This window comes from Pseudomonas sp. Kh14 (assembly GCF_900291005.1).
In the GTDB taxonomy this organism is placed as follows: Bacteria; Pseudomonadota; Gammaproteobacteria; order Pseudomonadales; family Pseudomonadaceae; genus Aquipseudomonas; species Aquipseudomonas alloputida.
On record NZ_OLKJ01000038.1, the window covers coordinates 341,143 to 361,322 of the forward strand.

General features: G+C 63.4%; 13 protein-coding genes. 9 read left to right on the plus strand and 4 right to left on the minus strand.

The genetic code is table 11. From position 1 onward, the window contains the following. Window positions 1-30 precede the first annotated feature (30 nt). Entirely contained in the window at window positions 31-867 is an 837-nt protein-coding gene (locus FQ668_RS24025; protein ID WP_010955521.1) for a 23S rRNA (adenine(2030)-N(6))-methyltransferase RlmJ, read from the minus strand. A 106-nt stretch (window positions 868-973) separates the two neighbouring features. Further along, window positions 974-2,452 (minus strand): sodium/proline symporter PutP, encoded by a 1,479-nt coding sequence (putP, locus tag FQ668_RS24030; RefSeq protein WP_041167205.1) that lies wholly within the window; start codon window positions 2,450-2,452, stop codon window positions 974-976. A 72-nt stretch (window positions 2,453-2,524) separates the two neighbouring features. On the opposite strand from putP, the gene FQ668_RS24035 reads away from it, so the two are divergent. Together FQ668_RS24035 and putA are read left to right on the plus strand one after the other, a co-directional pair. Continuing rightward, window positions 2,525-2,743 (plus strand): hypothetical protein, encoded by a 219-nt coding sequence (locus tag FQ668_RS24035; protein WP_134697803.1) that lies wholly within the window; start codon window positions 2,525-2,527, stop codon window positions 2,741-2,743. Between the two features lie 64 nt (window positions 2,744-2,807). Next, entirely contained in the window at window positions 2,808-6,761 is a 3,954-nt protein-coding gene (putA, locus tag FQ668_RS24040; protein WP_070384418.1) for a trifunctional transcriptional regulator/proline dehydrogenase/L-glutamate gamma-semialdehyde dehydrogenase, read from the plus strand. Window positions 6,762-7,294: 533 nt separating this feature from the next. On the opposite strand, the gene FQ668_RS24045 is transcribed toward putA, so the two are convergent. Continuing rightward, on the minus strand, window positions 7,295-7,978 hold the full coding sequence (locus FQ668_RS24045) for a hypothetical protein (RefSeq protein WP_019437554.1): 684 nt from the start codon (window positions 7,976-7,978) through the stop codon (window positions 7,295-7,297). Between the two features lie 142 nt (window positions 7,979-8,120). Here FQ668_RS24045 and FQ668_RS24050 point away from each other — a divergent pair, with 142 nt between their 5' ends. The 7 genes from FQ668_RS24050 (at window position 8,121) to yccS (ending at window position 19,273) form a co-directional block, all read left to right on the plus strand. Next, the gene (locus FQ668_RS24050; protein ID WP_019437553.1) at window positions 8,121-9,923 is read left to right on the plus strand and encodes an acyl-CoA dehydrogenase; all 1,803 of its coding nucleotides are present in this window, start codon (window positions 8,121-8,123) and stop codon (window positions 9,921-9,923) included. 31 nt (window positions 9,924-9,954) lie between these two features. After that, entirely contained in the window at window positions 9,955-11,397 is a 1,443-nt protein-coding gene (locus FQ668_RS24055) for a TldD/PmbA family protein (protein ID WP_014592626.1), read from the plus strand. After that, window positions 11,397-12,716 carry a TldD/PmbA family protein gene (locus FQ668_RS24060; RefSeq protein WP_019437552.1) on the plus strand — a complete coding sequence of 440 codons (1,320 nt, stop codon included), beginning with the start codon at window positions 11,397-11,399 and terminating at the stop codon, window positions 12,714-12,716. The genes FQ668_RS24055 and FQ668_RS24060 overlap by 1 nt, the downstream gene beginning before the upstream one ends. A 109-nt stretch (window positions 12,717-12,825) precedes the next feature. Next, on the plus strand, window positions 12,826-14,253 hold the full coding sequence (gene mdtD / locus FQ668_RS24065; protein ID WP_014592628.1) for a multidrug transporter subunit MdtD: 1,428 nt from the start codon (window positions 12,826-12,828) through the stop codon (window positions 14,251-14,253). 112 nt (window positions 14,254-14,365) lie between these two features. Further along, window positions 14,366-15,703: an ATP-dependent RNA helicase DbpA gene (gene dbpA, locus FQ668_RS24070; protein WP_230065385.1), complete on the plus strand. Its 1,338-nt coding sequence runs from the start codon at window positions 14,366-14,368 to the stop codon at window positions 15,701-15,703. Between the two features lie 121 nt (window positions 15,704-15,824). Continuing rightward, entirely contained in the window at window positions 15,825-17,006 is a 1,182-nt protein-coding gene (locus FQ668_RS24075) for an NAD(P)/FAD-dependent oxidoreductase (RefSeq protein ID WP_026031845.1), read from the plus strand. A gap of 83 nt (window positions 17,007-17,089) precedes the next feature. Then, window positions 17,090-19,273 carry a YccS family putative transporter gene (gene yccS / locus FQ668_RS24080; RefSeq protein ID WP_003249401.1) on the plus strand — a complete coding sequence of 728 codons (2,184 nt, stop codon included), beginning with the start codon at window positions 17,090-17,092 and terminating at the stop codon, window positions 19,271-19,273. A gap of 18 nt (window positions 19,274-19,291) precedes the next feature. Here the strand turns inward: yccS and FQ668_RS24085 are convergent, their stop codons facing one another. Beyond that, entirely contained in the window at window positions 19,292-20,029 is a 738-nt protein-coding gene (locus FQ668_RS24085) for an ABC transporter substrate-binding protein (protein ID WP_014592632.1), read from the minus strand. Window positions 20,030-20,180 lie beyond the last annotated feature (151 nt).

Below are 20,180 nucleotides of genomic sequence, written 5' to 3' on the forward strand. Positions count from 1 at the left end.
GTGTTCGCGGGTAAACCCGCGCCTACAGGTTTACTCGGCGATCAGCCAGTCCATGCGGTAACTACCGGCGGTCTGTGCCAGCTCTTTGGCCAGCCATGGCAGCAGCTCCTTAAGTTCATCCTCCAGCCCCCACGGCGGGTTGGCGATGGCCAGGCCAGAGCCGTTCAGCCCCTGCGGGCTGTCCTGGTGATGCACATACAGCTCAACCCGCAACAGTTTCGGCGCGCCAGTGCTGGTCAGGTCCTGGTAATAGCGGGTCAGCGAGCGCTGGTCCTTGATCGGGTACCAGATGGCCGCAACAGTCTGGCGCATGCGGCCGATCGCCTCTTTCATGGCAGTGGTGCAGCGCTTGAGCTCATCGGCCTGCTCGAACGGCGGGTCGATCAGCATGATCGCGCGCTTTTCCTGCACCGGCAGCAAGGCCCGGGGCACATGCCAGCCTTCACCCAGGTGCACGGTCACGCGCGGGTCTTTTTTCATGTTTTCTTTGAGGAGCGGCCCGTCTTCGGGGTGCTTCTCGTTGAGCAGGGCGCGGTCCTGCTGGCGCATCAGGCGACGGGCCAGTTCGGGCGACCCCGGGTAGTAGCGCAGCTCGCCATCGGCATTCAGGCGCTTGATGATGCGCAGGTAGTCGTCGGCCATGGCCGGCAGGTCATCGCGATTCCACAGGCGGGCTACGCCTTCCAGGTACTCGCCGGTACGGCTTGCCTGGTCGCCTTGCAGGTCGTACAGACCGAGCCCTGCGTGGGTATCGATATAGGCGAACGGCTGCTCCTTGCGCGACATCAGGGCGATGAGGCGGGTCAGCACGATGTGTTTGAGGACGTCGGCGTGGTTGCCGGCGTGGAAGGCGTGACGATAGTTCATGGCAACTCCTGCGAAGGCGGCAAGTTTACCTTGCCTTGCAGGCGGAGTCAGGCCTGGCTGCTGATTGGCGGCACCCGCAAAGCAGGCGCCGCCAATTCAACGGATGTTACTTGTCGGCGTGATACGCCGCATCAGCCGCTTCGAAGCGCTTGACCATCGTCTGCGAAGGGCTGCCCAGCTTGCTCACCAGAACAATGGCGATGCTGGCGAACAGGAAGCCCGGGATGATTTCGTACAACCCGAGGGTGTCGAAGTTCTTCCACAGGATCACCGTCAGCGCACCCACCACGATACCGGCCAGCGCACCGTTACGGGTCATGCCTTTCCACAGCACCGAAATCAGCACCACCGGGCCGAAGGCGGCACCGAAGCCAGCCCAGGCATAGGCCACCAGGCCCAGCACGCGGTTTTCCGGATTGGCGGCCATGGCGATGGCGATCAGGGCCACGGCCAGCACCATCAGACGGCCGACCCACACCAGCTCGACCTGCGAAGCATTCTTGCGCAGGAAGGCTTTGTAGAAGTCTTCGGTCAGGGCGCTGGAGCACACCAGCAGCTGGCAGCTCAGGGTACTCATGACTGCGGCCAGGATGGCCGACAGCAGGACACCCGCAATCCATGGGTTGAACAGGATCTTGGCCAGCTCGATGAACACACGTTCGTGGTTCTCGCTAACCGGGCCTGCCAGTTCAGGATGGGCCGAGAAGTAGGCAATGCCGAAGAAGCCAACGGCACAGGTACCCGCCAGGCACAGGATCATCCAGGTCATGGAAATGCGGCGCGCCTTGGCGATCGACTTCACCGAATCAGCGGCCATGAAGCGCGCCAGGATATGCGGCTGGCCGAAGTAACCCAGGCCCCAGCCCATCAGCGAGATGATGCCGATGAAGGTGGCACCCTTGAGCATGTCGAAGTTCGCCGGGTTCACCGCCTCGATAGCGGCGAAGGTCTGGTCGAAGCCACCGGTGGAGATCAGCACGATTACCGGGGTCAGGATCAGCGCGAAGATCATCAACGACGCCTGTACGGTATCGGTCCAGCTCACCGCCAGGAAGCCACCAACGAAGGTATAGGCGATGGTCGCCGCTGCACCAGCCCACAAAGCGGTTTCGTACGACATGCCGAAGGTGCTCTCGAACAGACGGGCACCGGCCACGATGCCGGAGGCACAGTAGATGGTGAAGAACACCAGGATGACGATGGCGGAAATGATACGCAGCAGCCCGCTATTGTCTTCGAAACGGCTGGAGAAGTAGTCCGGCAGGGTCAGCGCGTCACCGTTGTGTTCGGTCTGCACGCGCAGCCGGCCGGCCACGAACAGCCAGTTCAGGTAGGCACCCACTGTCAGGCCGATGGCGATCCAGGCCTCGGACAGGCCCGCAAAGTAGATGGCACCAGGCAGGCCCATCAGCAGCCAGCCACTCATGTCGGAGGCACCGGCAGACAGCGCGGTAACCACGCTACCGAGGCTGCGACCACCCAGAATGTAATCGGAAAGGTTGTTGGTAGCGCGATAGGCGGCGAAGCCGATCAGCACCATTGCTGCGATGTAGATCACGAAGGTGATCGTTAGTGGATTGCCCATGCGTGTGCCCTGGCGTTTGTTTTTATCATGCGCAACCACAGCGTTGGCGGTTGCACCCAGGCGGCGAATGCTATGCAACAACGCAAAGAAGGTGCAACCATTTTTCTTTTGCAAGTTGCACCTGCCCGTGCAATTTCCGACAAAGCCCACTTCTTGCTCCTTTCGGGAGCAAAAAACCGCTTTTTCAGAATAAATCGCACCGAAAGCGCCCCTTTTCAGGGTATGGGAATAGCTGTCGGACGAGTTGCACCTTTCACACGAAAAATTCGGGTTGCACCTGGTTGCACCTGAATTGTCCTACAGATACTCTTGACGCCAGCTTAGGCCACAACCGTGGCAATAACGAGGATAAGAAATGGCGACTACCACCCTTGGGGTCAAACTCGACGACCCGACCCGTGAGCGACTCAAAGCAGCTGCGCAGTCCATTGACCGCACGCCGCACTGGTTGATCAAGCAAGCGATCTTCAACTATCTGGAGAAGCTCGAGGGTGGCGCCACCCTGACCGAACTCAACGGTCATGCCAGCAACCCGGCCGACGATGCCGGTGAAATCCAGGCCGATCACAGCCACCAGTGCTTCCTCGAATTTGCCGAAAGCATCTTGCCGCAGTCGGTACTGCGCTCGGCGATCACCGCTGCCTACCGCCGCCCCGAGCAGGAAGTGGTGCCAATGCTGCTGGAGCAGGCGCGCCTGAGCGCGCCGCTGGCCGACGCCACCAACAAGCTGGCCGCAGGCATTGCCGAAAAACTGCGCAACCAGAAAAGCGCCGGCGGCCGTGCCGGTATTGTCCAGGGCCTGCTGCAGGAGTTCTCGCTGTCATCCCAGGAAGGCGTGGCGCTGATGTGCCTTGCCGAAGCCCTGCTGCGTATCCCCGACAAAGGTACCCGTGATGCCCTGATCCGCGACAAGATCAGTACCGGCAACTGGCAGCCGCACCTGGGCAACAGCCCGTCACTGTTCGTCAACGCCGCCACCTGGGGGCTGCTGCTGACCGGCAAGCTGGTCAGCACCCATAACGAAACCGGCCTCACCTCCTCGCTCACCCGCATCATCGGCAAGAGCGGCGAACCGATGATCCGCAAGGGCGTCGACATGGCCATGCGCCTGATGGGTGAGCAGTTCGTCACCGGCGAGACCATTGCCGAAGCCCTGGCCAACGCCAGCCGTTTCGAGGCCAAAGGCTTCCGTTACTCCTACGACATGCTCGGCGAAGCCGCACTGACCGAACACGACGCGCAGAAGTACCTGGCGTCCTACGAGCAGGCCATCCACTCGATCGGCAAGGCCTCGCATGGCCGTGGTATCTATGAAGGCCCAGGCATCTCGATCAAGCTGTCGGCACTGCACCCGCGCTACAGCCGGGCCCAGTACGAGCGCGTGATGGAAGAGCTGTACCCGCGCCTGCTGTCGCTGACCCTGCTGGCCAAGCAGTACGACATCGGCCTTAACATCGACGCCGAAGAAGCCGACCGCCTGGAGCTTTCGCTGGACCTGCTCGAACGCCTGTGCTTCGAGCCATCCCTGGCTGGCTGGAACGGCATCGGCTTCGTTATCCAGGCCTACCAGAAGCGCTGCCCGTACGTGATCGACTACGTCATCGATCTGGCCAAGCGCAGCCGCCACCGCCTGATGATCCGCCTGGTAAAAGGCGCCTACTGGGACAGCGAGATCAAGCGTGCCCAGGTCGAAGGCCTGGAAGGCTACCCGGTCTATACCCGCAAGGTGTACACCGACGTGTCCTACGTCGCATGCGCCCGCAAGCTGCTGGCCGTACCAGAAGCCATCTACCCGCAGTTCGCCACCCACAACGCCCACACCCTGTCGGCCATCTACCACATTGCCGGGCAGAACTATTACCCGGGCCAGTACGAGTTCCAGTGCCTGCACGGCATGGGCGAGCCGCTGTACGAGCAAGTGGTCGGCAAGATTGCCGATGGCAAGCTGAACCGCCCGTGCCGCGTGTATGCACCGGTCGGCACACATGAAACGCTGCTGGCCTACCTGGTGCGCCGCCTGCTGGAAAACGGCGCCAACACCTCGTTCGTCAACCGCATCGCCGACCACTCGATTTCCATCCAGGAACTGGTCGCCGACCCGGTGGCCAGCATCGAGCGCATGGGTACCCAGGAAGGCAGTATCGGCCTGCCGCACCCACGCATCCCGCTGCCGCGCGATCTGTATGGCACTGAACGAGCCAACTCGGCCGGCATCGACATGGCCAACGAACACCGCCTGGCATCGCTGTCCTGCGCCATGCTGGCCACCGCTCACAATGACTGGAAGGCTGCCCCGCTGCTGGCCTGCGCCGCCAGCGAGAGCGCTGCCGCACCGGTGCTGAACCCGGCAGACCACCGCGACGTAGTCGGCCATGTGCAGGAGGCCACCGTTGCCGACGTGGACAACGCCATCCAGTGCGCACTGAACGCCGCGCCGATCTGGCAGGCCACCCCGCCAGCCGAGCGTGCTGCCATTCTGGAGCGCACCGCCGACCTGATGGAGGCCGAGATCCAGCCGCTGATGGGCCTGCTCATTCGCGAGGCCGGCAAGACCTTCGCCAACGCCATCGCCGAAGTGCGTGAAGCCGTGGACTTCCTGCGCTACTACGCGGTGCAGGCACGTAACGACTTCAGCAACGACGCCCACCGCCCACTGGGCCCGGTGGTGTGCATCAGCCCGTGGAACTTCCCGCTGGCGATCTTCACCGGCCAGGTGGCCGCAGCCCTGGCTGCCGGCAACCCGGTACTGGCCAAGCCTGCCGAGCAAACCCCGCTGATCGCCGCCCAGGCCGTGCGCCTGCTGCTGGAAGCGGGCATCCCAGAAGGCGTGCTGCAGTTGCTGCCGGGCCGAGGTGAAACCGTCGGCGCCGGCCTGGTCGGAGACGAGCGCGTCAAAGGCGTGATGTTCACCGGCTCCACTGAAGTGGCCCGCCTGCTGCAGCGCAACGTCGCTGGCCGCCTGGACAACCAGGGCCGGCCGATCCCGCTGATCGCCGAAACAGGCGGCCAGAACGCGATGATCGTCGACTCCTCGGCACTGACCGAACAGGTCGTGATCGACGTGGTGTCCTCGGCCTTCGACAGTGCCGGCCAGCGTTGCTCGGCCCTGCGCGTGCTGTGCCTGCAGGAAGACTCCGCCGACCGCGTGATCGAAATGCTCAAGGGCGCCATGGCTGAAAGCCGCCTGGGCTGCCCGGACCGCCTGGCCGTGGACATCGGCCCGGTGATCGATGCCGAAGCCAAGGCCGGCATCGAGAAGCACATCCAGGGCATGCGCGAGAAAGGCCGCCCGGTCTACCAGGTCGCGATTGCCGATGCTGCCGAGATCAAGCGCGGCACCTTCGTCATGCCAACCCTGATCGAGCTGGACAGCTTCGACGAGCTGAAGCGCGAAATCTTCGGCCCCGTGCTGCACGTGGTGCGCTACAACCGCCGCAATCTGGACCAGCTGATCGAGCAGATCAACAACTCCGGCTACGGCCTGACCCTCGGCGTGCACACCCGTATCGACGAGACCATCGCCAAGGTGGTGGAAACCGCCAACGCCGGCAACATGTACGTCAACCGCAACATTGTAGGTGCAGTGGTGGGCGTGCAGCCGTTCGGTGGTGAAGGCCTGTCTGGCACCGGCCCGAAAGCCGGCGGCCCGCTGTACCTCTACCGCTTGCTGTCGACCCGCCCGGCCGACGCCATTGGCCGCCACTTCCAGCAGCAGGACGGCGAAGGCAAGCCAGACCGCACCCTGCACGAACAGCTGGTCAAACCGCTGCACGGCCTGAAGGCCTGGGCCGAGAACAACCAGCTTGCCGACCTGGCCGCGCTGTGCAGCCAGTTCGCCAGCCAGTCGCAGAGCGGCATCGCTCGCCTGCTGCCAGGCCCGACCGGCGAGCGCAACAGCTACACCATTCTGCCGCGGGAGCACGTACTGTGCCTGGCAGACAACGAAACCGACCTGCTGGCGCAGTTCGCCGCGGTACTGGCCGTTGGCAGCTCGGCGGTGTGGGTTGACGGTGAACCGGGCAAGGCTCTGCGCGCCCGCCTGCCGCGTGAGCTGCAGGCCAAGGTGAAGCTGGTCGCGGACTGGAACAAGGATGAAGTGGCGTTCGACGCAGTAATCCACCATGGCGACTCGGACCAGCTGCGCGGCGTATGCCAGCAGGTGGCCAAGCGTGCCGGGGCGATCGTTGGGGTGCACGGGCTGTCCAGCGGTGATCACCAGATTGCGCTGGAGCGCCTGGTCATCGAGCGCGCGGTGAGCGTGAACACTGCAGCGGCGGGTGGTAACGCCAGCCTGATGACCATCGGCTAATGGCTGAGGGTTGTTGAAGAAGAAGGAGAGCCTCGGCTCTCCTTTTTTATGCGTGCATGTCCTGAAGCAGGGGCTGGACTAACAGGTGCTCACCAGAACGTGGTCATGCCAACGCTGACTGGGTGTCTTCTGTTGTTACCGTTTATCCCCTGGAAATTCTCGGCTGCCTGGGCCGGTCCTTTCGCGGGTAAACCCGCTCCTACCACGGTGACGGACAGTTGGATAGAGGCCGTCGTAGGAGCGGGTTCACCCGCGAAAGGGCCGGCCCTGCTGGCCAATCTCCCCCCGCCGTTCACCGTTGCCGCCACCACCGTACTCGCGGGTAAACCCGCTCTGGTGGACACACATTGGGGGTTGGACACAGGCCGCTGTGGGGTTTTCCCGCGAAAGGACCCGTCCAGACAGACATATCAAAAAAGCCTTGCAGCAGGCTCCTACCCCAACATCGTATTGTCTTCAAGGAAAGTGGAAACGCGGGGTGGATCGGGGACTATCCGGAGCTCCCCTCAGACAGAGCTCCGGCCAAAAGTTGCTCAAACCATTGGTGAAAGCGCAATCAAAGCAAACAACTGTGCTGCCATAAGCCCAATACCCAACAGCATCCAAAGCCAATTTGCCAGCGTGAACCGGCTGTTGGCCTTCCCTTCTTTGTCACCCGCACTGAAATTGATGCCCTTCTGCATGAACACCAGAATGATCAGCCAAGCTGCCTGAATGGCTAAGCCCGCAAAGTAGGCCGGCCACAGCTGGCCTTCCAACACGACGCTGGCAGCCACCCAGACAACGCAAAAACCGTAATAGCCCAGCGTGAGCCCCAGGATGGACCACGGATAAGTTTTACCTGAGTCGCGAATATGGTCATTTGCCCTTCTCAATAATGGATAGATGAAGAACACTGCAAAAGCGCTTCGCCAGAGCGGACTTACGCGCTCTCCCGTTTTCTCTCTATGCAGACTCCAACTTTGATAGAAGCAATAAACCCAGTAGAAGCCCAAGGTAAAGAAAGTCATTACACCAAATTTCATAGGCGAGACTACGAAGAAGGGAACCTGGTTGCCGTTGGCCTCAGCCAAGTCAGCGTGATGGGCATCACTCATCTGAAACGTTTCCTTGTGAACACCAAAACGCACATTCAAGGCCAACTGACATTCGATCCGCAGCAGTTCATTTCCGATCGGGAATGTGGGAAACGTCTCTATATTGTCCCGAGCAGGCATTACACGACCTGACCTTGCGCTGGTTTCACCAATAACCGGCAGGCTTCCCGGCGTTCTCAACCCATATCACGCAAACCTATTAACCTGTCCCCAGTCTCACCACGCTCCTACACTCGCAGCATCCCGCCTCAGGACCGCCACCATGCCCGAGACCTTGCTCAGCCCCCGCAACCTCGCCTTCGAGCTTTACGAAGTCCTCGACGCCGAAGCCCTGACCCAGCGCCCGCGCTTCGCCGAGCACAGCCGTGAAACCTTCGATGCGGCACTGACGACCGCCCGCACCATCGCCGAAAAGTATTTCGCCCCGCACAACCGCAAGGCCGACGAAAACGAGCCACGCTACGTGGACGGCCGCGCGGAGCTGATCCCCGAAGTGAAGCCCGCCGTCGATGCCTTCCTCGAAGCCGGCTTCCTCAACGCCAACCGGGACTTCGAGGTCGGCGGCATGCAGCTGCCCAGCCTGGTCTCGCAAGCCTGCTTCGCCCACTTCCAGGCCGCCAACGCCGGCACCACGGCCTACCCGTTCCTGACCATGGGTGCGGCCAACCTGATCGAGAGCTTCGGCTCCGATGAACAGAAGCGCCTGTTCCTGCAACCGATGATCGACGGCCGCTACTTCGGCACCATGGCGCTGACCGAACCCCACGCTGGCTCGTCGCTGGCCGACATACGCACCCGCGCCGAACCAGCAGGCGACGGCAGCTACCGGCTCAAAGGCAACAAGATCTTCATTTCCGGCGGCGACCACGAACTGTCGGAAAACATCGTGCACATGGTGCTGGCCAAGCTTCCGGACGCCCCGCCCGGGGTCAAGGGCATCTCGCTGTTCATCGTGCCCAAGTACCACGTAAACCCGGACGGCAGCCGTGGCCCGCGCAACGATGTGCTGCTGGCTGGGCTGTTCCACAAAATGGGCTGGCGCGGCACCACCTCCACAGCCCTGAACTTCGGCGACAATGGCCAGTGCGTCGGGTACCTGGTCGGCCAGCCGCACCAAGGCCTGGCCTGCATGTTCCAGATGATGAACGAAGCACGTATCGGCGTTGGCATGGGGGCGGTCATGCTCGGTTACGCCGGCTACCTGTATTCGCTGGAGTACGCCCGCCAGCGACCGCAAGGCCGGCTGCCGGACAGCAAAGACCCGCTCAGCCCGGCAGTACCGATCATCGCGCACACCGATGTGAAACGAATGCTGCTGACACAAAAGGCTTATGTAGAAGGCGCCTTCGACTTGGGCCTGTACGCAGCGCGCCTGTTCGACGATACCCAGACCGCCAACGACGAAACGTCGCGCAACCAAGCGCAGGCGCTGCTCGACCTGCTGACCCCGGTCGTCAAGTCCTGGCCTTCGACGTTCTGCCTCAAGGCCAATGAACTGGCAATCCAGGTTCTCGGTGGTCACGGCTACACCCGCGAATACCCGGTAGAGCAGTACTACCGGGACAACCGCCTGAACCCGATCCACGAGGGTACAGAAGGCATCCAGTCGCTCGACTTGCTCGGTCGCAAGCTGGCCCAGAACCAAGGTGCCGGGCTCAAGCAACTGATCCGCCTGATCGCCACAACCGGCGAGCGTGCAAGCCACCACCCTGAACTCGACCCACTGCGCCAGCCGCTGGAGCAACTGGTCAACCGCCTGCAGGGCGTCACACTGGCCCTGCTAGGCGACATGGCCCAAGGGAAGGTCGCGGGCGCCCTGGCGAACTCGGCCTTGTACCTCAAGGCCTTCGGCCACTGCGTAATCGGCTGGCGCTGGCTGGAACAGGCCATTCACGCCGAGCTTGGCCTGCAGAAAGGTCACCCTGCCGATCGCGACTTCTATCAGGGCAAGCTGCAGGCCGCGCGTTATTTCCTGACCTGGGAAGTACCGGGCTGCCATAATGAGCTGGCATTGCTCGAGGCACACGACGATACCTGCCTCGGCATGCAAGACGGGTGGTTCTAGGGGGAGCCACCGTGTACACGGAGGCATCCGCATGTTCGATTCCAGCGCCCTGCTGCGCCAGCGCTTTGCTGCGCTGCGCAGTACGGCCGAGTTGTTTTCCCTGCGCCATGTGAAACAGTCGCACCAGGCGCTTTCGGTGCGACGCAACGTTGCCGAACCGCCCTTCTTCAGCCAGGATGAGGGCGCCATGCTCACCGTGCGGGTCAATGGCGTGGAGGCCTACGCTGCCACCGCCGACCTGTCCCAGGCTGGCCTGCAGCGCGCCCTTGAGCAAGCCGAGGCGCTGGCGCGGCAAATCGCCCGGCACAGCCTGCTGGACCTGCGCGAACAAGCCGTGACCAGCGCACGCCACGACCATGTTTCGCCCAACTTCGACCAACCCGTGCCCAACCTCGCCGACTGCCTTGGCCTGCTCGCCACCGAATCGGCCAGCGTGCCCAAGGACAGCCGTTTGGTGGACTGGCAGGCCAGCCTGGGGCTGAGCCTGGTCGAGCAAACCTACCTGAACTCGGCCGGCGCCGAACTGCGCCATGCCCAGCGCTTCCTGTTCCCGGGCCTGGGGGTGACCGCCAGCGACGGCCAGGACAGCCAAAGCCGCAGCCTGGGCCGCGACAACTTCGGCCAACAGGGTGGTTTCGAGATCATCGAGCGCTGCGGCCTGGTCGGCGCGGCCAGTCGGGTGGCCGACGAAGCGCTGCAACTGCTGTTGGCGCCGAACACCCCCAGTGGCCCGCGTGACCTGCTGTTGATGCCAGACCAGATGATGCTGCAGATTCACGAATCCATCGGCCATCCGCTGGAGATGGACCGCATTCTCGGTGACGAGCGCAACTACGCCGGCACCAGCTTCGTCAAAGCCAGCGACTTCGGCCACCTGCAGTACGGTTCCAGCCTGCTGAACGTGACCTTCGACCCGACCATTGGCGAAGAGCTGGCCAGCTACAGTCATGACGACGACGGCACCCCGGCCAGCAAAGCGTTCCTGATACGCGACGGCCTGCTGCTGCGCCCGCTGGGTGGCGCGCTGTCTCAGTTCCGCTCTGGCCTGGACGGCGTGGCCAACAGCCGTGCCTGCGGCTGGAACCGCGCGCCGATCGACCGCATGGCCAACCTCAACATCGAGCCGGGCGACCAGTCTTTCGAGCAACTGATCGGAGGCATCGAGCACGGCATCCTGATGCGTACCAACCGATCCTGGTCCATCGACGATGCGCGCAACAAGTTCCAGTTCGGCTGCGAATGGGGCCAGTTGATTGAAAGTGGCGAGCTCAAGGGCATCGTCAAGAACCCCAACTACCGCGGCATCTCCGCGCAGTTCTGGCGCAACCTGTCGGCGGTTGGCGACCACAGTACCTTCCAGGTGCTGGGCACGCCCAACTGTGGCAAGGGCGAACCCAATCAGGTGGTGCGGGTCGGCCACGCCTCGCCTGCCTGTGTGTTCCGCCAGATCGATGTATTCGGAGGAGACGCGTGATGAAACAGGCTTTCGAAACCCTGGTCGGGGAGGTGCGCACCGCCCTTCAGGCGGGCGAGCAGTTCACCCTCGGTTACAGTGCCGAGCAATCGCAGTTCGTGCGTTTCAACCATGCCAAGGTGCGCCAGGCCGGCGAAGTGAGTCAGGCCAGCGCGCAACTGCGGCTGGTGCGCGATGGGCGCCAGGCGGAACAGCAGGTGACCTTGAGTGGCGATGCGCAGCTGGATCGCCAGCGCCTGGCGGATGCCCTGGAGCAGCTGCGCCAGACACTGCCGCTACTCGCCGTCGACCCTTATCTGCGCCTGGACGAGAGCCCCTGGCACAGCCATAGCCAGCAAGCGCAGGCGCTGCCAGACCTGAACGAAGTGCTGGCACTGCTGGAGCGTAATGCCGGTGACCTGGACCTGGTCGGTATATACGCCGCTGGCCCAGTCTGCCGGGGCTTCGCCAGCTCGTACGGCGCGTTCGGCTGGCACCAGGCCAACAGCTTCAACTTCGATTGGAGCTTGTTCCACCCAAACGGCGAAGCGGTGAAAGCCAACTATGCCGGTCAGCTGTGGAACGCCGACGACTTCAGCGCACGCCTGCGCCAGGCGCGGGAGCAGTTGGGCTTTCTTGGGCGCCCGGCGGTGACCCTCAAGCCAGGCAGCTACCGCGCTTTCCTGGCGCCGGCAGCGATGGACGAGATCGCCGGCATGTTGTGCTGGGGCGGTTTTTCCGCGCAGGCCCTGGCGACTGGCAACAGTGCCTTGCAGCGCCTGTACAACGGCGATGCGCGGCTTAGCCCGTTGGTCAGTTTAACCGAGCAGGTCAGCGGCTCGCTTAGCCCGGCATTTTCCGATGAAGGTGCGCCGCGCCTGGATGTGCCGCTGATCCAGCAAGGCGAGGCCCGGCAGCGGTTGATCAGTGCACGCAGTGCAGCCGAGTTCGAGCTGCAGGCCAATGGCGCCGACGTCTACGAGTCGCCCTGTGCGCTCAGCCTGGCGCCGGGCAATCTGGCCAGTGCGCAGATCCTTGAGCGTCTAGGCACCGGGCTGTACATCAGCAACCTGTGGTACCTGAACTACTCGGACCTGCCAGCGGCGCGCATGACAGGGCTGACCCGCTTCGCCACTTTCTGGGTAGAAGACGGGCAGATCCAGGGGCCGGTGAGTACCATGCGCTTCGATGACAGCCTGTACAGCTTGCTGGGCAGCCAGCTGGAGGACCTGACCCAGGAGCGCGAGATGATTCTGTCGACCAGTACTTATGGACAGCGCAGTACCGGGTCGAGTCATTTGCCCGGGGCACTGGTCAAAGGCCTGACCCTGACATTGTGACTGGACTTGCCGGCCCCTTCGCGGCTAAAGCCGCTCCTACAAGGAACGCGTAACCCTTGTAGGAGCGGCTTTAGCCGCGAAAGGGCCGGCACTGACAAACGAGGAAGTCATGCCCGAACGCACCCCGCTGGACCCCGTCACCGCCCGCTGGATCCCTTGGGTGGTGGCCATCGCTTTCTTCATGCAGTCCCTGGACGGCACCATCCTCAACACTGCACTGCCGGCCATGGCCCGCTCGTTGGCCGAAGACCCCTTGCGCATGCAGGGTGTGATCATTGCCTACATGCTCACCGTGGCCCTGCTGATCCCTGCCTCAGGCTGGATCGCCGACCGATTCGGCACCAAGCGCATCTTCTTCAGCGCCATCTTGCTGTTCAGCTTTGGCTCGCTGCTGTGCGCAGCAGCCAACAGCCTTGGCTTCCTGATCTTCGCCCGCGTAGTGCAGGGCCTGGGCGGTGCGCTGATGCTGCCGGTCGGGCGGTTGGTGGTGCTGCGCGCCTACCCACGCAGCGAGCTGGTGCGGATCATGAGTTTCATCACCATCCCCGGCCTGCTCGGGCCATTGCTGGGTCCAACGGTCGGTGGCTGGCTGGTGGAAATCCTCAGCTGGCACTGGATCTTCCTGCTCAACCTGCCAGTCGGCCTGCTTGGCTGCATTGCCGTGTGGAAGTTCATCCCGGACTTGCGCGGCGCCGAGCGCACCACCTTCGACGGCCCTGGTTTCCTGCTGTTCGGCGCAGCGATGGTACTGATCACCATTGCCATGGAAGGCCTGGGCGAGCTGCACCTGCCGCACTTGCGGGTAATGTTGCTGCTGTTCGCCGGCATGGCCTGCCTGGCCGCGTACTGGCTGCGCGCCGGGCGCGACCCGGAGCCGCTGTTCTCGCCAAGCCTGTTCCGCGTGCGTACCTTCGCCATCGGCATCCTCGGCAACCTGTTCGCTCGCCTGGGCAGCGGCGCGCTGCCGTTCCTGGTGCCGTTGTTGCTGCAGGTCGCGCTGGGCTACTCACCCGCCCAGGCTGGCATGAGCATGATCCCGCTGGCGGCGGCGGCCATGCTGGCCAAATCCATTGCCCGACCGCTGATCGAACGGTTCGGCTATCGCATCATCCTCACCTGTAATACCTTGCTGCTGGGTATCCTGCTGGCAAGCCTGGGCCTGGTGGACGAGCAGACCCCTTATTGGCTGCTGTTGGTGCAACTTGGCCTCCTGGGCGCAGTGAACTCCATGCAGTTCACTGCGATGAACACAGTGACGCTAATCGATCTCGACGACGCCAGCGCCAGCAGCGGTAACAGCCTGCTGTCGGTGGTCGCGCAACTGTCGCTGAGCCTGGGTGTGGCCTGCGCCGGCGCACTGTTGGGCGGCTTTACTGCGGCAGGCAGCGCCGAAGGCGTGGAAACCACCCTGGGCGCGTTCCAGCTGACCTTCGTCACCATCGGTGTAATGGCCATGCTGGCAGCGGCGATCTTCCTGCAGCTGGCGCCGACGGACGGAAGGCGTGCCCGTCGTCCGGAACAACACATGGAGTCGTAGGGCGAATGGCCACGAGGCTGGTAGACTATGCGGCATTTTTCGCTTCGCACCGCAGGCCCGCCTCGTGACCACCGAATCCACCGCCTTTGCCACCTTGCCGCTGTCCACTGCCATGCTGGCCAACCTGGAGGCCCTCGGCTATGCCTCGATGACGCCGATCCAGGCCCAGAGCCTGCCTGTCATCCTCAAAGGCCAGGACCTGATCGCCCAGGCCAAGACCGGTAGCGGCAAGACTGCCGCCTTCGGCATCGGCCTGCTCAACCCGATCAACCCGCGCTACTTCGGCTGCCAGGCGTTGGTGCTCTGCCCTACCCGCGAACTCGCCGACCAGGTGGCCAAAGAGCTGCGCCGCCTGGCCCGTGCCGAGGACAACATCAAGATCCTGACCCTGTGCGGCGGCGTTTCGCTGGGCCCACAGATCGCTTCACTGGAGCACGGCGCGCACATCATCGTCGGCACCCCAGGGCGCATCCAGCAGCACCTGGACAAAGGCACCCTGGTCCTGGATGGGTTGAACACCCTGGTGCTGGACGAAGCCGACCGCATGCTCGACATGGGCTTCTTCGACGCCATCGCCAGCATCATCGGCAAGACCCCGTCGCGCCGCCAGACCCTGCTGTTCTCGGCCACCTACCCGGCCGGCATCAAGCAACTGGCCGCCGACTTCATGCGCAACCCGCAGCAGGTCAAGGTCGAAAGCCTGCACACCGACAACCAGATCGAGCAGCGTTTCATCGAGATTGACCCGCAGCAACGCCTGGAAGCCGTCACCCGCGTGCTTGGCCACTACCGCCCGCAGTCGTGCGTAGCGTTCTGCTTCACCAAGCAGCAATGCGAGGACGTGGTTGCCCACCTGACCGCCAAGGGCATCGTCGCCCAGGCCCTGCACGGCGACCTGGAGCAACGCGACCGTGACCAGGTGCTGACCATGTTCGCCAACCGCAGCAGCTCGGTGCTGGTGGCTACCGACGTGGCCGCGCGCGGCCTGGACATCGATGGCCTGGACATGGTCATCAACGTGGAGCTGGCGCGTGATGCCGAAATCCACGTACACCGCGTGGGCCGTACCGGCCGCGCCGGCGAGAAAGGCGTTGCGGTCAGCCTGGTGGCACCGGCCGAAGGCCACCGCGCCCAGGCCATCGAAGCGCTGCAGAAGAGCCCGCTGCGCTGGGACCAGCTGGACAGCCTGAAAAACAAGGGCGGCGAGCCCCTGCTGCCGGTAATGACCACACTGTGCATTGCCGCTGGCCGCAAGGACAAGCTGCGCCCTGGCGACATCCTGGGGGCCCTGACCGGTGATGCCGGCATCCCAGGCAAGCAAGTGGGCAAAATCGCCATCTTCGACTTCCAGGCGTTTGTGGCCGTGGAGCGGGCGCTGGCCAAGCAGGCCATGCAGCGGCTGAACAGCGGCAAGATCAAGGGTCGCGCCCTGAAAGTCCGCATTATCTAAAGCCAGGCAAAGCCCCCTGTAGGAGCGGGTTTACCCGCGAATGCGGCAGTGAATGCACCATCGCATCGCGGGTGAACCCGCTCCCACAGGGTTCAGCATTTCAAATCTGAAGGTTCATACCGTGCACTCCACCGACGTGATCATCCTTGGCGCCGGCGCCGCCGGCCTGATGTGCGCCCAGCTCAGCGCCCGGCGCGGCCGCCGGGTACTGCTGCTCGACCACGCCAACAAGCCAGGCAAGAAAATCCTCATGTCCGGCGGCGGGCGTTGCAACTTCACCAACCTGTACACCGAGCCGGCCAACTTCCTTTCGCACAACGCGCACTTCTGCAAGTCGGCACTAGCCCGCTACACCCAGTGGGACTTCATTGAGCTGGTGTGCAAGCACGGCGTGGCGTACCACGAGAAGAAGCTCGGCCAGCTGTTCTGTGACAACAAGGCCAGCGACATCCTCGACATGCTGCTGGCCGAGTGCGACGAGACCGGTGCCGAGATCCGCATGCACACCAGCATCGAACAGATCGAGAAGACCGAAAGCGGCTATCTGCTGCAGACCAGCGGCGGCCAGTTCGCCTGCCAGTCGCTGGTCATCGCCACCGGCGGCCTGTCGATCCCGACCCTGGGGGCCACCGGTTTCGGCTACCAGGTGGCCCGCCAGTTCGGCCACACCCTGCTGCCAACCCGCGCCGGGCTGGTGCCATTCACCATCACCGAGCCCCAACTCAAGGCGATGTGCACCGAGTTGTCCGGCACCTCGCTGGACTGCACCGCCAGCTGCAATGGCACCAGCTTCCGCGAAAACCTGCTGTTCACGCACCGCGGCCTGAGCGGCCCGGCGATCTTGCAGATCTCCTCGTTCTGGGAAGCCGGTGATACCGTCGAGATCAACCTGTTGCCCGACCGCGATGCGCTTTCCTGGCTGCAACAGATGCAGGCCGAACGCGCCAACGCCGAACTGAAGACCGTGCTGGGCGAGGTGTTCACCCGCAAGCTGGCCAACTTGCTGGCCGAGCAGTGGTTCGAGTCAAAGCCAATGAAGCAGTACACCCCGGCGGAACTGGCGCAAATCGCCGAAAAGCTGGCGAACTGGCAGGTAGTACCGGCCGGCACCGAAGGCTACCGCACCGCCGAAGTGACCCTGGGCGGCGTGGATACCCGAGAGGTGTCGTCCAAGACCATGGAATCGCTGAAAAGCCCGGGGTTGTACTTCATCGGTGAAGTGCTGGATGTCACCGGCCACCTGGGCGGTTTCAACTTCCAGTGGGCCTGGGCATCGGCGAACGCCGCCGCGCAGTTCGTGTAGAGTAGAATCCTTTCAGCAGCACGGAACGCTTCTTGCTGGCCCGTGCTGCAGTGCATTCTTCGCTCACCGCCTGGCAGGCCATCATGTCATCGAGCTCGTTCCGTCAGTCACTGCGTCGCCTGTGGGGCCAAGACAAGTTCAGCTACAGCATCCGGGTCACCATTGCCCTCACCGGCAGCCTGGCCCTGTGCTGGTACCAGAATGAGATGGCCCTGCTGATTCCTTTGTTCCTCGGCATCATCGCCAGCGCCCTGGCCGAAACCGACGACAGCTGGCAGGGCCGCCTCAGCGCCCTGGCCGTTACCCTGGTGTGCTTCGCCATCGCTGCACTGGCAGTCGAGTTGCTGTTCCCCTACCCCTGGATCTTCGTCATTGCCCTGGCCCTGGCTGCCTTTGGCCTGACCATGCTCGGGGCGCTGGGCGAGCGCTACGGCGCCATCGCTTCGGCCACCTTGATCACTGCGGTCTACACCATGATCGGTGTGGACCAGCGCGGCGGCCAGGTCACCGATTTCTGGCACGAACCGCTGCTGCTGGTGGCAGGTGCGGCTTGGTACGGGCTGCTGTCGGTGCTGTGGCAGGCTCTGTTCTCCAACCAGCCGGTACAACAGAGCCTGGCCAAACTGTTTTTCGAGCTGGGCAGCTACCTCAAGCTCAAGGCCAGCCTGTTTGAACCGGTCCGCACGCTCGACGTCGAGGCACGGCGCCTGGAACTGGCCCAGCAGAACGGCAAGGTGGTGGCCGCGCTGAACGCAGCCAAGGAGATCATCCTGCACCGGGTAGGCAACAGCCAGCCAAACTCGAAGGTAAGCCGCTACCTCAAGCTGTACTTCCTGGCCCAGGACATCCACGAGCGTGTCAGTGCCTCGCACTACCCCTACAACGCACTGACCGAGGCGTTTTTCCACAGCGACGTCATGTTCCGCTGCCAGCGCCTGTTGCGTAAACAGGGTTCATCCTGCCAGGAACTGGCCCGCTCGATCCGCCTGCGCCAACCATTCGTGCTGGCCAGCGGTTATCCAGAAGCCCTCGAGGACCTCAACGCCTCGCTGGAGCACCTGCGCATCCAGAGCAACCCGGCCTGGCGCGGCCTGTTGCGCTCGCTGCGAGCACTCGCCGCCAACCTGGCAACACTGGACCGCCTGCTCAGTGCCGCCAGCAACCCGGATAGCCTGGCCGACGCCAGCGACAGCAGCCTGCTCGACCGCTCACCGCGCTCGCTGAAGGACGTGTGGACGCGCCTGCGCACCCAGCTCACACCGACCTCGCTGTTGTTCCGCCATGCCTTGCGCCTGCCGCTGGCGCTGTCGATCGGCTATGGCATGGTGCACCTGATTCACCCGACCCAGGGCTACTGGATCATCCTCACCACGCTGTTCGTGTGCCAGCCCAACTACGGGGCCACGCGGCGCAAGCTGGTGCAGCGAATCTTCGGCACTGCCGTTGGCCTGACAGTGGGCTGGGCCTTGTTCGACCTGTTTCCCAACCCGGTCATCCAGTCGTTGTTCGCCGTGGTTGCCGGGGTGGTGTTCTTCGTCAACCGCACCACCCGCTACACCCTGGCCACTGCGGCGATCACCCTGATGGTGCTGTTCTGCTTCAACCAGATCGGCGATGGCTACGGCCTGTTCCTGCCACGCCTGTTCGATACCCTGGTGGGCAGCCTGATTGCCATCCTAGCGGTGTTCCTGTTCCTGCCCGACTGGCAGGGCCGACGGCTGAACAAGGCGCTGGCCAATACCCTGGCCTGCGCCAGCGTGTACCTGCGCCAGATCATGCAGCAGTATGCCCACGGCAAGCGCGACGACCTGGCCTACCGCCTGGCCCGGCGCAATGCCCACAACGCTGACGCGGCGCTGTCCACCACCTTGGCCAACATGCTGATGGAGCCGGGGCATTTCCGTAAGGAGGCCGACGTTGGCTTTCGTTTCCTGGTGCTGTCGCACACGTTGCTCAGCTACCTCTCGGGGTTAGGCGCGCACCGCGACACGGCGTTGCCAGCGGAGGTGCAGGAGCAGTTGATCGAAGGCGCCGGGCAAAGCCTGGCCAGCAGCCTGGACGAGATTGCCAACGGCCTGGCCGCACGGCTGCCGGTGGCGATTCACAGTGATGCCGAAGAAGCGCTGGCCAATGCCCTGGAGCAGATGCCGGAAGATCTGGATGAGCATCAGCGGTTGGTGCAGACACAGTTGGCGTTGATATGCCGGCAGCTGGGGCCATTGCGGACCCTGGCGGCACACCTGATCAAGGAAAATGCCCCGGCCTGATCGTTTTATTGCCTGTGCTCAAAAGCCATACTGACGCAGCAGCCGGGCATAGCTGCCATCGGCCTTCATCGCCGCTATCGCCTGCTCGAAACGCTCGACGATCCGCTCACGCTCCGGGTGCTTCAGGCTGACCAGAATATGCAGGGTGTTCTCCCCCAGCGGCGGATCCACCAGCATCACCCCATCACGCACGTCCTGCGGCTCACGCTGCAGGTTGTAGCGGGCCACGTACTCGTCTTCCACCGCCAGGCTTACCCGCCCTGCCGCCAACATGCGTACCGCAGAAGAAAAGTTGCGCACCGGCACTTTGTGCAGACGGGGATCCCTGTCGAATTCCGGTGAATAGGCGTAATCACGCACTACGGCAATGCTATAGGCATAAAGGTCAGACAGACGCTTGTAGCTAAACGCCTCGCCCTTACGCTGCAGCAGGCGAATACGATTACTCAGGTAGGCGTTGGAAAACTGCCCGATACTGGCGCGCGAGTCGTTGTACCAGGCGTTGATCAGCACGTCGTAGCGCCCTTCACCTACCCCCAGCAACGCACGCGCCCACGGCACCTCTTCATAGCCGCTGGCGTAGCCGGCGCGCGCCAGTGCCGTGGTAACGATGCTGGTCGCAAGGCCGCCGCCCGGCATCTTGGCATCGGTGAACGGTGGCCAGTTGTCGGCCACCAGGCGCAGCTTGGCGTGACCCGGGGAAGGTGTTGCCAGCATCGTTGCCAGTAAACCCAGAACACAAAGCAGTGGCCGCATGCTCACGTCCTTTCGCAATGGAGGGCAACACTGCCAGTGAGATTACACAAAGCGGTTGCCGAGGGCAGCGGCCAATAGTGTCATTTAGCCTCTATTTTGGCCGAAGCACATGCAGCATGCGATGATCGAGCCCCATCCAAGGAGTCCGTTC